General features: G+C 66.8%; 13 protein-coding genes and 1 pseudogene. 10 read left to right on the top strand and 4 right to left on the bottom strand.

The annotated features are described in order from the left end of the window. Positions 1–97 precede the first annotated feature (97 nt). The 4 genes from AC2FAN_RS12580 (at position 98) to AC2FAN_RS12565 (ending at position 4,648) form a co-directional block, all read left to right on the top strand. Positions 98–1,528 carry a cytochrome ubiquinol oxidase subunit I gene (locus tag AC2FAN_RS12580; protein WP_485174372.1) on the top strand — a complete coding sequence of 477 codons (1,431 nt, stop codon included), beginning with the start codon at positions 98–100 and terminating at the stop codon, positions 1,526–1,528. A gap of 10 nt (positions 1,529–1,538) precedes the next feature. Beyond that, complete coding sequence (cydB, locus tag AC2FAN_RS12575; RefSeq protein WP_265052247.1) at positions 1,539–2,543, top strand: cytochrome d ubiquinol oxidase subunit II; 1,005 nt, start codon at positions 1,539–1,541, stop codon at positions 2,541–2,543. 106 nt (positions 2,544–2,649) lie between these two features. After that, the gene (gene ypfJ, locus AC2FAN_RS12570) at positions 2,650–3,537 is read left to right on the top strand and encodes a KPN_02809 family neutral zinc metallopeptidase (RefSeq protein WP_265052246.1); all 888 of its coding nucleotides are present in this window, start codon (positions 2,650–2,652) and stop codon (positions 3,535–3,537) included. A 244-nt stretch (positions 3,538–3,781) separates the two neighbouring features. Next, positions 3,782–4,648 (top strand): hypothetical protein, encoded by an 867-nt coding sequence (locus AC2FAN_RS12565; RefSeq protein WP_265052245.1) that lies wholly within the window; start codon positions 3,782–3,784, stop codon positions 4,646–4,648. A 105-nt stretch (positions 4,649–4,753) separates the two neighbouring features. Here the strand turns inward: AC2FAN_RS12565 and AC2FAN_RS12560 are convergent, their stop codons facing one another. Beyond that, on the bottom strand, positions 4,754–5,236 hold the full coding sequence (locus AC2FAN_RS12560; RefSeq protein ID WP_265052244.1) for a glycosyltransferase family A protein: 483 nt from the start codon (positions 5,234–5,236) through the stop codon (positions 4,754–4,756). A gap of 124 nt (positions 5,237–5,360) precedes the next feature. Between AC2FAN_RS12560 and AC2FAN_RS12555 the strand changes: the two genes are divergently transcribed. The 4 genes from AC2FAN_RS12555 (at position 5,361) to AC2FAN_RS12540 (ending at position 9,506) form a co-directional block, all read left to right on the top strand. Then, positions 5,361–6,554, top strand: a complete 1,194-nt coding sequence (locus AC2FAN_RS12555) for a PA0069 family radical SAM protein (RefSeq protein WP_485174369.1) — start codon at positions 5,361–5,363, stop codon at positions 6,552–6,554. A gap of 123 nt (positions 6,555–6,677) precedes the next feature. Further along, on the top strand, positions 6,678–7,289 hold the full coding sequence (rnhB, locus tag AC2FAN_RS12550; RefSeq protein WP_265052243.1) for a ribonuclease HII: 612 nt from the start codon (positions 6,678–6,680) through the stop codon (positions 7,287–7,289). Positions 7,290–7,470: 181 nt separating this feature from the next. Next, positions 7,471–8,673, top strand: coding sequence for a site-specific DNA-methyltransferase (locus AC2FAN_RS12545; RefSeq protein ID WP_442864910.1), 1,203 nt, complete (start codon positions 7,471–7,473; stop codon positions 8,671–8,673). A gap of 104 nt (positions 8,674–8,777) precedes the next feature. Beyond that, positions 8,778–9,506 carry a peptidoglycan-binding protein gene (locus AC2FAN_RS12540; RefSeq protein ID WP_265052241.1) on the top strand — a complete coding sequence of 243 codons (729 nt, stop codon included), beginning with the start codon at positions 8,778–8,780 and terminating at the stop codon, positions 9,504–9,506. A 5-nt stretch (positions 9,507–9,511) separates the two neighbouring features. On the opposite strand, the pseudogene mutY reads toward AC2FAN_RS12540, so the two are convergent. From mutY to AC2FAN_RS12525, 3 genes and pseudogenes are all read right to left on the bottom strand, one after another. Next, positions 9,512–10,558: pseudogene (mutY, locus tag AC2FAN_RS12535) on the bottom strand (A/G-specific adenine glycosylase); the annotation flags it as partial. Positions 10,559–10,697: 139 nt separating this feature from the next. Next, complete coding sequence (gene chrA / locus AC2FAN_RS12530; protein ID WP_485174366.1) at positions 10,698–12,092, bottom strand: chromate efflux transporter; 1,395 nt, start codon at positions 12,090–12,092, stop codon at positions 10,698–10,700. An 11-nt stretch (positions 12,093–12,103) separates the two neighbouring features. Next, positions 12,104–12,922 (bottom strand): chromate resistance protein ChrB domain-containing protein, encoded by an 819-nt coding sequence (locus AC2FAN_RS12525; RefSeq protein WP_485174364.1) that lies wholly within the window; start codon positions 12,920–12,922, stop codon positions 12,104–12,106. Between the two features lie 235 nt (positions 12,923–13,157). On the opposite strand from AC2FAN_RS12525, the gene AC2FAN_RS12520 reads away from it, so the two are divergent. Further along, positions 13,158–13,655 (top strand): DUF721 domain-containing protein, encoded by a 498-nt coding sequence (locus AC2FAN_RS12520; RefSeq protein ID WP_485174362.1) that lies wholly within the window; start codon positions 13,158–13,160, stop codon positions 13,653–13,655. A gap of 93 nt (positions 13,656–13,748) precedes the next feature. Further along, positions 13,749–14,369, top strand: coding sequence for a DsbA family protein (locus tag AC2FAN_RS12515; protein ID WP_476805047.1), 621 nt, complete (start codon positions 13,749–13,751; stop codon positions 14,367–14,369). Positions 14,370–14,398 lie beyond the last annotated feature (29 nt).

Genomic DNA, 14,398 nt, shown 5'->3' with positions numbered 1-14,398 from the left:
GGAGCCAAGCAGGGCAAGCTCGAATTAGATCATATCCAGAAGCGCCCCAGCGGGCGAAACCCGGCGCCTTCATGGCGCTGCCGGATGGAGTTCTGCAATGGTCATCGACGCCTTCTTGCTTTCAAGGTTGCAGTTCGCCTTCACCGTCTCCTTCCACATCGTCTTTCCAGCGTTCACCATCGGGCTTTCCGCCTATATCGCCACGCTGCTCGGCCTGTGGCTCAAGACCGGCGATCCTAAATTCCACCTGCTCGCGCGCTTCTGGACCAAGATCTTCGCCGTCTCCTTCGCCATGGGCGTGGTCTCCGGCATCGTGCTGTCCTATCAGTTCGGCACCAACTGGAGCCGGTTCTCGACGGCGGTCGGCAACGTCATCGGGCCGTTGATCGGCTACGAGGTGCTCTCGGCCTTCTTCCTGGAGGCGTCCTTCCTCGGCGTGCTGCTGTTCGGCTGGAAGCGCGTGCCGCCCTGGCTGCATTTCACCTCGGCGATCATCGTCGCGGGCGGCACGGCGCTCTCCGGCTTCTGGATTCTCTCGGCCAATAGCTGGATGCAGTATCCCACCGGGCATGAGGTGCGCGATGGTATCGCCTACCCGGTCGACTGGATGAAGATCGTCTTCAACCCGACCTTCCCGCTACGCTTCGCCCATATGATGACGGCAGCCTATCTGACGACCGCCTTCGTCGTGCTGGCGACCGGCGCGCGGCATCTGCTCATCGGACATCGCACCGAATCGGCCAAGACGATGGTGCGGATGGCGATCCTGATGATCGCATTGACCGCGCCGCTGCAGGCGGTGATCGGCGATTTCCACGGCCGAGACACGGCGACCTATCAGCCGGCCAAGCTCGCCGCGATCGAGGCGCACTGGGATTCGTCGAAGCCCGGCGCCCTCGTGCTCTTCGCCTGGCCCGACGAGAAGGCCGAGCTCAACCGATTCGAGATATCGATCCCGGGCGTCGCCAGCCTGGTGACCCATGGCAGCATGAACGCGCTCTTCCCGAGCCTGAAGGACTTTGCGGTGCAGGATCGGCCGCCCGTCCTGATCCCGTTCTTCGCCTTCCGGGCGATGGTGGGGATCGGCGTGCTGATGATCCTGTTCGGGTGGACCGGCGCCTGGCTCTGGCGCAAGGGCACAGTATTCGAATCGCGACGCTGGCTCTGGATCGCCCAGTATTCCTGGCCGGCGGGCTTCGTCGCCATTCTCTCAGGCTGGTTCGTCACCGAGGTCGGCCGCCAGCCCTGGCTGGCGACGGGAATCATCCGCTCGGCCGACGCCGTCTCCCCGGTCACGACCCTGCAGGTCGCGATCTCGCTCTTCCTGTTCGTCTGCGTCTATTCGGTGGTGTTCACGGCCGGCATCCTGCTGATCAACCGCCTGATCGCCAAGGGACCGGACGAGATCACCGGCGAAGAGCCACCGGAGCAGCCATCGAAGCGCCCGCTCAAGGCGGTGCAGGGCGAGGCCGCCACGATCTTCGGAGACGGCCATCCCGGCGACGACAAGATCCAGCCGGCGATCTGAGGGCACGACAATGGAATGGTATCTTCCGATCATCTGGGCCGTGCTGATCGGCACCGCCGTGATGCTCTATGTCGTGCTCGACGGCTTCGACCTCGGCATCGCCATCCTGTTCCCGACGACCAAGGACGAGGGCGAGCGCGACCAGATGATGAACTCTGTCGCCCCGTTCTGGGACGGCAACGAGACCTGGCTTGTGCTGGGCGGCGGCGGCCTCTGGGTCGCCTTCCCGCAGGCCTACGCCATCATCATGCCCGCCTTCTACATCCCGATCACGCTGATGCTGCTGGCGCTGATCTTCCGCGGCGTCGCCTTCGAGTTCCGCTGGGTCGCCAAGCCGCATCACCAGCGCTGGGATCTGGCCTTCTGGCTCGGCTCGACGGTGGCCGCGTTCTCGCAAGGCCTTGTGCTCGGCGGCCTGATCCAGGGCGTCACCGTCGCGAAGGGACAGTTCGCCGGCGGACCGCTCGACTGGCTGACGCCCTTCACGGTGATGTGCGGGGCCGGTGTGGTCGTCGGCTATGCGCTGCTCGGCGCGACCTGGCTGCTCTACAAGACGGACGGCCCGGTCGCCGAACGGGCCCGGCGTCAGGCGAAGACCCTGCTGCTGGGGCTGCTGGCCTTCGCGGTGCTGGTCTCGCTCTGGACACCCTATGCGCATCCGCGCATCGCCGAGCGCTGGTTCACGCCAGCCAATCTCGTCTGGCTGTGGCCCTTCCCCGTGCTGACGGCGCTGTGCGGTTATCTCGCCTGGCGGCGGCTCCATGGCGCGCACGAGTTCACGCCCTTCGCGCTGACGATCGCGATCTTCCTGCTCTGCTTCCTCGGGCTCTCGATCTCGAACTTCCCCTATCTGGTGCCGCCGGACGTGACGATCTGGGATGCGGCCGCAGCGCCCTCCTCCCATATCTTCGTGCTGATCGGCGTCGCGTTCCTGCTGCCGATGATCCTGTTCTACACGGCCTTCGTGTACTGGACCTTCCGCGGCAAGGTGCGGGCCGACAGCGGCTATCATTGAGCCGACAGGCCGCAGTCAGCCTATATTCAGCCGCCGCCTGCAAAGACGGCTTGAGTTCCCCGCCTCACTTGGCGAGATTGCGGGGAGCTTTCTCGGGGACCGGTCCATGCAGTGGGAAGATTACCGCCAGTCCGAGAATCTCGAGGACAGGCGCGGCAGCGGTGGCGGCGGCGGGTTCGCCGGCATGCCCGGCGGCCGCGGCGGCATCGGCATCGGCACGATGGTGGTGCTCGGCCTGCTCGGCTGGGCGCTCGGCATCGATCCGCGCCTGCTGATCGGTGGCGCCGAGATGATCGGCGGCATCGGCGGGCGTGAGCAGACGCAGGAGACCCGACGCTCGTCCGGCCCGCCGCAGGACCAGATGGGCCGCTTCGTCTCGGCCGTGCTGGCGCAGAACGAGGATGTCTGGACGAAGATCCTGCCGCAGCAGGCCAATACCCGCTATCAGGCGCCGCGGCTCGTCCTGTTCTCCGGTATCGACCGCTCCGGCTGCGGCACGGCACAATCGGCGATGGGTCCGTTCTATTGTCCGCAGGACCGCAAGGTCTATCTCGACACCTCCTTCTTCCAGGAGATGCAGCGCAAGCTCGGCGGCGGCGGCGACTTCGCCTATGCCTATGTGATCGGCCACGAGGTCGGCCACCACATCCAGAACCTGCTCGGCATCCTGCCCAAGGCCAACCAGCTGCGCGAGCGCTCGTCCGAGCGCGATGCCAACGCCATCTCGGTGCGCGTCGAATTGCAGGCCGACTGCTTTGCCGGCGTCTGGGCGCACAACGTCCAGGCCATGGGCCGGCTCGACCAGGGCGACATCGAGGAGGCGATCCGCACCGCTTCCGCGATCGGCGACGACAAACTGCAGAAAGCGGCGCAGGGCACGGTGGTGCCGGATTCCTTCACCCACGGCTCCTCGGCACAGCGCACGAAGTGGTTCAATACCGGCTTCCAGTCGGGCTCGATGCAGAGCTGCGACACGTTCCGCAATCAGGTGTAGCGGGGAACTCCGACACCGCCGGAGCGAGCATCGACACGCCGGCAGCCGCGACGACAGGTTTCGGCTGTTTTGCAATCTGGACGGGTGCGGAGGAACCTCTGCGCCCTCAGAACCGTTTGCCTCTCACGCAGATGGCGATTTTCGCCAGCAGGAGGGGCTCATGGACAGCATCATCTATCTCGTCGGCTTAGTCGTGGTCATCTTGGCCATCCTGTCGTTCCTCGGGCTTCGATAGGAGATCCCCATGTCCATGTCAGGAACAGACGTCGTCGTCGCCCCGGTGACCGTCAACAAGCAGACGCACTCTTACGTGCAATGGGGGCCGATCATCGGCGGCGCCGTCATCGCCACCGCCATCTCGACGATCATGACCGTATTCGGTTCGGCCATCGGCCTGTCGATGGTCTCCGCCGATTACGAAAGGAGTTCGAGCGCAACGGCGCTGGCGATCGCCGGCGCTCTCTGGGCGCTCTGGGTCACCGTCTCCTGCTGCATGGCAGGCGGCTATCTCGCCGGCCGCATGCGCCAGCCGACCTTCGATTCCACCAAGGACGAGCGGAAAGTGCGCGACGCCACCCATGGTCTGCTCGTCTGGGCCACCGGCGCGCTGCTGATCACCATCGTCGCGACATCGTCGCTGTTCGGGGCCGCGAAGACGGCAGCCAGCGGCGTCGCCTCCGCCGGCTCGGGAGCGGCATCGCTGATCTCCCAGAATGTCGATCCGCTCAGCATGGCGCTCGACAATTCCATGCGCGCCAGCGGCCAGCAGCCTGTAACGGCCGAGGAGCGTAACGAAGCCTCGCGAATCTTCGTCAATGCGCTCTCCAATGGAAAGATCGAGCCTGCCGATCGGGACTACCTCGCCGGCCGGCTCGCGGCGCGGGCCAGTATCGCCCAGCAGGATGCCCAGAAGCGCATCGATGACGCCTACGCCCGCTTGGCTCAGGCAAAGGAGACCGCGAAGCAGGCAGCCGAACGCGCCCGAAAGATCGCCGTCCTCTCCGCCTTCCTGACGGCGGCGGCCTTGCTTGTCGGCGCCGCGGCGGCGGCTTGGGCTGCCGGACTCGGCGGCGAGCATCGGGACGAAAACCTGCTGCTGGAGCAAGCCTGACCGGATAGGCGTCGCGTTCCGGCCGAGCCACCGGCTCCCAATCCTGAGGCCCCGCTTCGGCGGGGCCTTTGCATGCCAGGAACGCAAAAGACCTAGGGCGGCTCTTTAGCCGGCCCTTTCCCGCCGCACCGCCAGCCGCTTCGGTGCGCGAGCGAGGTGCCCGGACTGCGCCGCGCTTTTCGGAACGACGAGGCCCGCTCTCAGCCGGCGCCCACCGAAGGCCACTGCCGCACGCTCACGCAGCGAGGCTGCCGCCCCCTCCACCGGGATCAGTGCCGGCCGATTCGGGGCGAGCAGTAAATGGCGCTCGACGGTTTGCACCCAATGGGGCTGCGGGACGTCGCCGGCATCGAGCAGCAATATCCAGTCTCCGCGCGCTTCGGCCGCTCCACGCTGCCAGGCCTCGACCCCGCCGCGCAGATAATGCGCCCCGGTCCCGTCGGCGATGCGCTCGATATCGGCCGAGCCCGCGGCATCGACGATTACCGCATGGCCGAGAAAACCCTCGGCCACCGCCGGTATCAGCACGGCGAGCGTCGCGGCGAGTGCCTGTGGAGAACCGTCTGCCCGGATCACGGCTGTGAGCATGCCCAATGCTTATGATGCGGCGCAGCATGTCGCAATCCTGTCACTTGCCATTTGTTCTTGGTATGTTCACATTGGTGAGCGAGAACCGACGCCGATTCCCGGCTTTGGACGAGGTTCGACTGCCATGCGTCAGGCCAGACTCACCGAGAGGCCCTATCCGGCGGCCCAGCCGCTGAAGCGGCACGACCGGGAGCCGACGGTCTCCGCGCCTGTCGTCGCCCCGGCCGACCCGATGGCCTATGCCGGCCACCGCATCGATCCGGAGAGACGGCGCGGGCGCGGCGCCACGATCAATCCGGGCGGGCGCTACGAGGCCGAGCAGCGCGTCGCGGAGGACGATGGCTGGGGCTCGCTGGAAGAGCTGCCGCCGTTCACGACGGAGATCGCCTATGAGAAGGCGCGCAACATCATCACGCGCAACGACTCGCCCGACATCTCCTTCGACCGCTCGATCAATCCCTATCGCGGCTGCGAGCATGGTTGCGTCTACTGCTTCGCGCGACCGACCCATGCCTATCTCGGCCTGTCGCCCGGCCTCGATTTCGAGAGCAAGCTGACCGCCAAGCCCGATGCCGCGGCGCTGCTGGAGAAGGAACTCTCCTCCCCTTCCTACCAGCCGCGCACCATCGCAATCGGCACCAACACCGACGCCTATCAGCCGATCGAGAAGAAGCTGCGGATCATGCGTTCGATCCTGGAGGTGCTGGCGAAGTTCAATCATCCGGTCGGCATCGTGACGAAGTCGGCGCTGGTCCAGCGCGACATCGATATCCTCGCTCCGATGGCGGAGAAGGGGCTGGTCAAGGTCGCGCTCTCTGTGACGACGCTCGACCCCAAGGTCGCACGCGGCATGGAGCCCCGCGCCGCCTCGCCGCCCAAGCGGCTGGAGACGATCCGCAAGCTGTCGGAGGCCGGCATTCCGGTGACGGTGCTGGTCGCGCCGATCGTGCCGGCTATCAACGAGCATGAGATCGAGCGCATCCTCGACGCCGCCAAGGCGGCGGGCGCGCAGGAGGCCGGCTATGTGCTGCTCAGGCTGCCGCTCGAGGTGCGCGACATCGTGCAGGAATGGCTGCTGACGCATCACCCGGACAAGCTCCGGCATGTGATGTCGCTGATCCGCTCGACGCGCGGCGGCAAGGACTACGATTCGCAATGGGGCCAGCGCATGGTCGGCTCAGGCCCCTATGCCTGGATGATCGGCCGGCGCTTCGAGCTGGCGGCCGAGCGCAGCGGCTTCAACACGACGCGGCGGCGCCTGCGCACCGACCTGTTCGTCAAGCCCGAGAAGGAGAAGGCGCAGCTGAGTTTGTTTTGAGCGGGAGCGTTTGAAGAATGAGGCGCCATCGTCCCGGGCGAACCGAAGCGTAGACCCGGGATGACCGTGGAGCGCACTCATGTCGCTCTGGCTCCCCAGGGACGGATGTTGCATAACCCGGCCATGCCCGCCGATTTCAGCCGAGAGACCCACGCCATCGCGACCGGCCGCTGGCCGCTTGCCGGCATTGACGAGGTCGGGCGCGGGCCGCTGGCCGGGCCTGTTGTGGCCGCCGCCGTGATCCTGGACCCTGCCCGCGTGCCGCATGGGCTCGACGATTCGAAGAAGCTGTCGGCGCCGGTCCGCGAGGAACTCTTCGGCGAGATCGTCGAGAGCGCGCTGGCCGTCGCGGTCGCCAGCGCCACCGCGATCGAGATCGATGCGCTGAACATCCGCCAGGCGACCTTGCTCGCGATGCGCCGGGCCGTAGCCGCGCTGCCGCTCGCGCCGCTGCATGTGCTGGTCGACGGCAACGACCCGCCGCAATTCGGCTGCGGCTGCGAGGCCATCATTCAAGGCGATGGGGCGGTGGCCTCCATCGCAGCGGCTTCGATCGTCGCCAAGGTGACACGCGACAGGATGATGGCGCGGCTCTCGCGGCGCTATCCGGCCTATGGCTTCGCCGGCCATGTCGGCTATGCGACGCCGCAGCACCGCAAGGCGATCGCCGAGCACGGCCCCTGCCCCGAGCACCGCTACTCCTTCGCCCCGGTGAAGGGCGTCTGGTCGCGCTAGAGACTGCCGTTACGGCAGGGCGAAGCGTTAATTCCCGTTAGGAAATTTCCTTTCAATGCCAATGGGCTAGGCAATTTCTGCAGCCCCAAAACGGGACGCATTTTTTTCAAAGCGGAAACCCGCCCTTTACCCTGTCCGGCCAATATCGCGCTTGTTGAAGTTGCGTAACGGTCTTGGCGTCATGGGTATCTCGCGTACCGGGACCGCCAGCGCTCCCGTCCGGATTCAAGTTTCGCGTACCGGACGGCCTGCGCTGGGGGCTCGGATGAAGGCCAAGAGCCTTCCCGAAACAATCGGCGTTCCATCGGAACTGCCGCTGGATCAGATTCTCGTCGGCGATTGCGTCGCGGCGATGAATGCGTTGCCGCCGGCGAGCGTCGATCTCGTCTTCGCTGATCCGCCCTACAATCTCCAGCTCGGCGGCGATCTGCGCCGGCCCGACGACAGCCTCGTCGACGCCGTCGACGACGATTGGGACAAGTTCGCCTCCTTCGCCGACTATGATGCGTTCACCCGTGCCTGGCTCGCCGCGGCGCGGCGCGTGCTGAAGCCGGACGGCGCGCTGTGGGTGATCGGCAGCTATCACAACATCTTCCGCGTCGGCGCGACGCTGCAGGATCTCGGCTTCTGGATGCTGAACGACATCGTCTGGCGCAAGGCCAATCCGATGCCGAATTTCCGCGGCCGGCGCTTCACCAACGCGCATGAGACGCTGATCTGGGCGGCGCGCGGCGAAAGCTCGAAATACACCTTCCATTACGAGGCGCTGAAGGGCGGCAACGACGACCTGCAGATGCGCTCGGACTGGTATCTGCCGCTCTGCACCGGCGAGGAGCGCCTGAAGGACGCTGGCGGAGCCAAAGTGCATCCGACGCAGAAGCCGGAGGCCCTGCTAGCCCGCGTACTGCTTTCGGCCAGCAATCCCGGCGACGTCGTGCTCGATCCCTTCTTCGGCACCGGCACGACGGGCGCCGTCGCCAAGGCGCTCGGCCGCCATTTCATCGGGCTCGAGCGCGATCCGGTCTATGCCAAGGCGGCGCGCGAGCGCATCGCCGCAGTGACGCCACTCGCGCCGGAGGCCTTCTCGACCGCTCCTTCGAAGCGCAGCGAGCCGCGCGTGCCGTTCCTCAGCCTGGTCGAGGCCGGGTTGGTGAAGGCGGGCGAGACCGTCCATGACGAGAAGCGCCGCCACAAGGCCGTGATCCGGGCCGACGGCACGCTGATCCTCGGCCCCGCGGTGGGCTCGATCCACAAGGTCGGCGCTCTCGCTCAGGGGCTGCCCGCCTGCAATGGCTGGACCTTCTGGCATGTCGAGCGCGGCGGCAATCTGACCGTGCTCGACACGCTGCGCGGCGAGATCAGGGCGCAGATGGCGGCCGCCTGAACGGCGGGCCGCCCCGTATCCACGCGCCTGTCCTTCGTTCGGATGATGCCTGCGCCCCTTGGGCGCACGCACTCTGGGCGCAGGACATCTCCGGCGGATACGTCATGGCCACAATCCTGAAAAACGGTTCCCGCGGGCCTGAGGTCAAGAAGCTTCAGGAAGCGCTGAACGCCACGCTGAAGCCGCGGCCGCTGCTCGTCCCCGATGGCCAGTTCGGCAACCTGACCCGCAGCGCGGTGCTCGCCCTCCAGCGCAAGAACTGGCTGGTCGAGGACGGCGAAGCCGGCCCGGCCACGCAATCCTGCCTCTATGACATCGAGGCCTTCGCGCCGATCCTGCACAAGGTCTCCTTCATCGCCCAGCCGACGAACACGACCTGCTGGGCGACCTCGACGGCGATGATGAAGAACTCGACCGTGCCGATCATCATCGCCAGGACGCCGCCGGACATGATCGCCTCCGATGGCGGGCTGCTGAACTCGTCGGAGAGCGACCAGGCGATCGTGACCGGCCAGCGCTATGGCCGCATCCACGGGCTGCGCTGCAACGCGCCGATGTCCTGGTCGGTCGAGTTGCTGCGGCAGGCGCTGTCGCGCGGGCCGCTGATGTTCGACATGCTCTGGCGCGTCGACGAATACACCGCCGGGCGCGGCAGCCCCGGCCATATGATCGTGGTGGTCGGCATGCGCGGGGACGGCAACCCCGACGGCACCGGCACGACGCTGCGCATCCACGATCCCTGGCCGCCGAACCGCGGCAAGATCTACTCCAAGGGCTATTTCAAATGGTCCGTCGACCTGCCGACGATGACCTACCGCGTCTTCGAGCGATAAAGCCCGGCACGCTCGACCACCTTGAGCATGAGGCTCGGCAGCGGCTCGCTCGCGATATCGACCAGCGGCGTGAAGCGCATGCCGGCGGGCGCCCGCGTTTGCGGCGGCACGCTGCCGGTGAACACGGTCAGTTCCAGCGGGAAATGCGTGAAGACATGGCGCACCGGCTCGGGCAGCCGGTTCCAGCGCAGCGGCAAGGGCGCATCCTGCGCGGCTCCGTCGAGTTCGTAATCGGCGCGCCATTCGCTGGTCGGCACCTCGGCCATGCCGCCGAGCAGTCCCTTGTCGGGACGCGTGCGCAGCAGGATCGCGCCATCGGCCCGCGTCAGCACGAAGGCGGCGCCATAGCGCGTCACACCGGCCTTCTTGCGCGCCTTGCGAGGAAAGCTCTCCTGCGTGCCCGCCACCCGCGCCCGGCAGGGCTCGCGCCACGGGCAAAGGCCGCAGGCCGGATTGCGCGGCGTGCAGATGGTTGCGCCGAGATCCATCAAGGCCTGCGCGAAATCGCCCGGACGGCCATGCGGCAGCAGCGCCAGCACCCTCTCGCGGATCAGCGGACGCGCGCCCGGCAATTCGTCCTCGATCGCGAAAAGCCGCGTCATGACGCGCTCGACATTGCCGTCGACGGCCGCGGCCGGCCGGTCGAAGGCGATCGCGGCCACGGCGCCCGCCGTATAGGCGCCGATGCCGGGCAGCAAGCGCAGGCCGTCCTCCGTATCGGGGAAGCGGCCGCCATGGCTTTCCATCACAGCTTTCGCGCAGGCATGGAGATTGCGGGCGCGTGAGTAATAGCCGAGGCCGGCCCAGGCCTGCATGACCTCTTCGGATGGCGCGTCGGCAAGTGCCTTCACCGTCGGGAAGCGGGTCATGAAGCGCTCGTAATAGGGCTTCACCGCCGTGACCGTGGTCTGCTGCAGCATGATCTCGGAGGCCCAGACCCGATAGGGATCGGGCCGCGCGCCTGCAACGGCGCGCCAGGGCAGCGCGCGGCGATGGCGGTCGTACCAGGCGAGCAGATCGGCGGCGCGGGGCATCGGAACGGGGGCGTCCATGCGTCCGGTTTAGCGCGAGGAGCCGAAGCTGTGGAAGGGCCGAACGGCGGCGGGTGCTCCCGATGTCAGCGAAGAGGCAGGCGGCCATGCGCCATGGAGCCAGGAGCGGACATGCCTGGGCAGCCCCGAAGCCCTTGTTTCAGAAAGCCATACGCAGCACGACGCCGGCCAAGGCTGCCATGGCCAAGGTTGGTATCATGCCCACCCGGAACCGCAGCATTGCGATCATCGCCGCGATTGACAGCAGCGCGGCCTGCCAATCCACCGACGCAAAGACCGGCATATCAGGCGAGAGGCCGAGAAAGCTCACCGAGCGCACCTCTCGAAAAACCACGTGCAGCGCAAACCATAATGCGAGGTTCATCACCACGCCGACCACCGCGGCGGTGATCGCGGTCAGGGCCGCTGCGAGAGCCTTGTTGCCGCGCAATGCCTCGACATAGGGCGCCCCGAGGAAAATCCAGAAAAAGCAGGGCGCAAAGGTGCCCCAAAGCGTCAGCAGCGCCCCGAGGCAACCGGCCAGCAGCGGATCGAAGACACCCGGAGCGCGATAGGCTGCGAGGAAACCGACGAACTGCAGCACCAGGATCAGCGGACCCGGCGTCGTCTCGGCGAGCCCGAGTCCGTCGACCATCTCCCCCGGCGCGAGCCACCCGAAACTCTCCACCGCGGCCTGCGCGACATAGGCCAGCACCGCATAGGCGCCGCCGAAGGTGACGACAGCCATCGTGCTGAAGAAGCCGCCGATATGTGTCCAGACGCTGGCCTGCCCGGTCAGCAACCAGAGCAGGGCGACGGGGCCGAGCCAGAGCGGAAGCCAGAGCGCGGCCGTCTGGAGCGCCCTCGCGCCCGAAGGCGTGGCGTGCGCAAGCTCGCCGCGCTCGAACATCAGGTCGACCACGCCCTTGAATTCGGGCGCGCCGGCTTTGGCCGCGTGGCCACCGCCGGCGAACGTCGCGGGGGCGTAGCGGTTTCCGGCCCAGCCGACGATGCCGGCGGCAAGAATGATGATCGGGAACGGGATCTTGAAGAGGTAGATCCCGACGAAGGCTGCAATCGCGATCATGACCATCGCGCGGTTCTTCAAGGCGCGACGGCTGATGCGGAGGCAGGCCTCGATCACGACCGCAAGGACAGCCGCCTTGACGCCGAAGAAGACGGCATCGACCAGCGGCACCTGCCGGTAGAGCACGTAGAGCAGGCTCAACCCGAGCATCACCAGTGCGCCGGGAAGGATAAAGAGCAAGCCCGCGACGAGGCCGCCGATGGTCCGATGCATCAGCCAGCCGATATAGACGGCTAGTTGCTGCGCCTCCGGACCCGGCAGGAGCATGCAGTAGTTCAGAGCGTGCAGAAAGCGCTGCTCGCCGATCCAGCGCCGATCCTCGACGAGCTCCTTGTGCATGAGGGCGATCTGCCCGGCTGGGCCGCCAAACGACAGGCAGCCGATCTTCGCCCAAACCCTGGTGGCCTCTGCGAATGTCGGCGCCGACGGCGAGATATGGGTGTCGTCCGAGGTCGAAGCGATCGTCATGGCGCCCTCCCTCAAGACTTCTTCGGGACGGACGGCCAGTTGTGGGTCTCCTCGGTTGCATCCCGGCACCAGCGATAGAAGGCGTCGTAGAGCAACATGCCCGCGCCCAGTTGTTCGAGATCGTCCCGATACATCCGCGAGAGCCCGAGGGAAGCAGCCAGGAGGCCTGGCGCCTGCGGCGAGAGGTCCGGCCTCGCGGTGTCGGCCGCGCGCACGATCGTGGCGAGCTGATCGAGCGCCGGATTGGCCAGGCCGAACTCCTCGATCATGACGTCGAAGGTGCAGCGCTCGCCGCGATGGCTCCAGAACACGTCATCGATGTCGAACGGTGTCGCCCCGAAGCGGTCGGCAACATCAGGCACTTCGGCGGCCGTCACGAACAGGAACACGGCGTTGGGGTCGACGAAGCGCCGGATCAGCCATGGGCAGGCGATGCGGTCGACCTTCGGCCGGGAGCGCGTGACCCATAAGGTGCGCCCGGCGGTATCGCGCGCCGGCAGCTTGCCGGTCGCGACCAGGATGCCACCGGCATCTCGCCACGCCTCGAAGCCGCCCGCCAGGTTCTCGGCCTCGACGCCTTCGTGACGCAACCATGCCGCGACGCCTTCGCTCAACTTCTGGCCGCGCTGGCAGACGACGGCGATGCGCTGGCCAAGATATTCGCGCGCCCATTCCGCGACGTTCTTATGAGAGCGGTGAACCGCTCCGGGCAGGATTCGGGGATCGATGGCGACATCGTCGGGGATGCGGACATCGATGACCGTTGGCGCGTCAAGCGTTCCGACGAGACGCGAGAGCTGCTGTGGCGATATCTGGGTGAATGAAGACATGAGCGTCCATCCCGATGAACCGAGGATAATGGACGCGATCGTTGGGCTGACGCCTCACGGGGTCGTCGCGATAACCCCTCTACGCGCATCAAACCACGGAGATCGTCCCTCCGCAAGGATTCGCCTTGCGCGCGGACCTGTCCAAGTTCCCGGTGGGGTCGCAAGCCGAAGCCCATTTCTCGCCTCCCGACACATTCGACTTGCCTTGCCACCGCCCGCTCGCGCAAACTGGGCCATGGCCGCAAAACCGCTCGCAGAGCTGATCGACGACTGCATCGCGCCCGCGCTCGCCGCGCAGGGTTTCGCGGGGCGCGCCATCGTCTCGCTCTGGCCGGAGATCGTCGGCGAGCGGCTGGCGGCGCGCTCGCGCCCGCTCAAGATCGACTGGCCGCGCCGCAGGCCCGCTCCGGGCGAGGCGACCGAGCCGGCGACGATGGTCGTGCGCGTCGAGGGCGCCTTCGCGCTGGAGATGCAGCAGCTCGGCCCATTGGTCGTCGAACGGGTGAACACCCATCTCGGCTGGCGCGCTGTCGGCAAGCTCGTGCTCAAGCAGGGGCCGGTTGCCCCGCCTGTCACAGCCAAGCCGGTGCCGAAGCTCGACGGGGAAGCTGCCGCACGCGTCGACGAGCAGGTCGCCTGCGTCGCCGACGAGGGGCTGCGCGAGGCATTGGCGCGGCTCGGCCGCGCCGTCGCCCTCAACGCGAAAACGCGAGGCCATGACACGGCTTCGTGAGCGAGGCGGTGCGCGGCGCGATGTGCTCTTGCCACAATCGCGATGGCCTCTATAGCTCCGCAACCGATTTGGACCTTCCGGGGAATTCTCACGATGACGAACAGGCGACAGCTCCTGACCGGCGCGGCCGGCATCGCCGCTGCCGCGCTCGCCGGCACGAACGCCGCGCGGGCCCAGACCAAGCTGCCCGACGCCGGCCCGCTCGGCGATGTCTGGCTCGGCCCGGCCGACGCCAAGGTCAGCATCGTCGAATACGCGTCGATGACCTGCTCGCACTGCGCGCATTTCCATGAAACGACGTGGCCGGAGCTGAAGAAGAAGTACATCGACACCGGCAAGGTGCGCTTCACGCTCCGCGAATTCCCGCTCGATCCGCTGGCGACGGCCGGCTTCATGCTCGCCCGCTGCAACGGCAACGACAAGTTCTTCCCGATGACGGACCTGCTGTTCGCGCAGCAGCGCAACTGGGCCTTCACCGAAAAGCCGGTCGACGCGCTGTCCGCGCTGGTGAAACAGGCCGGTTTCACACAGGAATCGTTCGAGGCCTGCTTGAAAAGGCAGGATATCTATGACGCCGTCACTGTCGTGAAGGATGGCGGGGCCAAGGCTGGCGTGGATTCGACGCCGACCTTTTTCATCAACGGGCAGAAGCGTTCCGGTGCGCTCTCGATCGCCGAGTTCGACAAGATCCTGGAGCCGCTCCTCGGACAGTGAGGGCGCGGTTTTCGCAGTCCCTTTTCTCG

It is taken from the genome of Allobosea sp. RIT-PG3_2, assembly GCF_057321085.1.
This window is presented reverse-complemented; position numbering and strand designations above follow the sequence as displayed.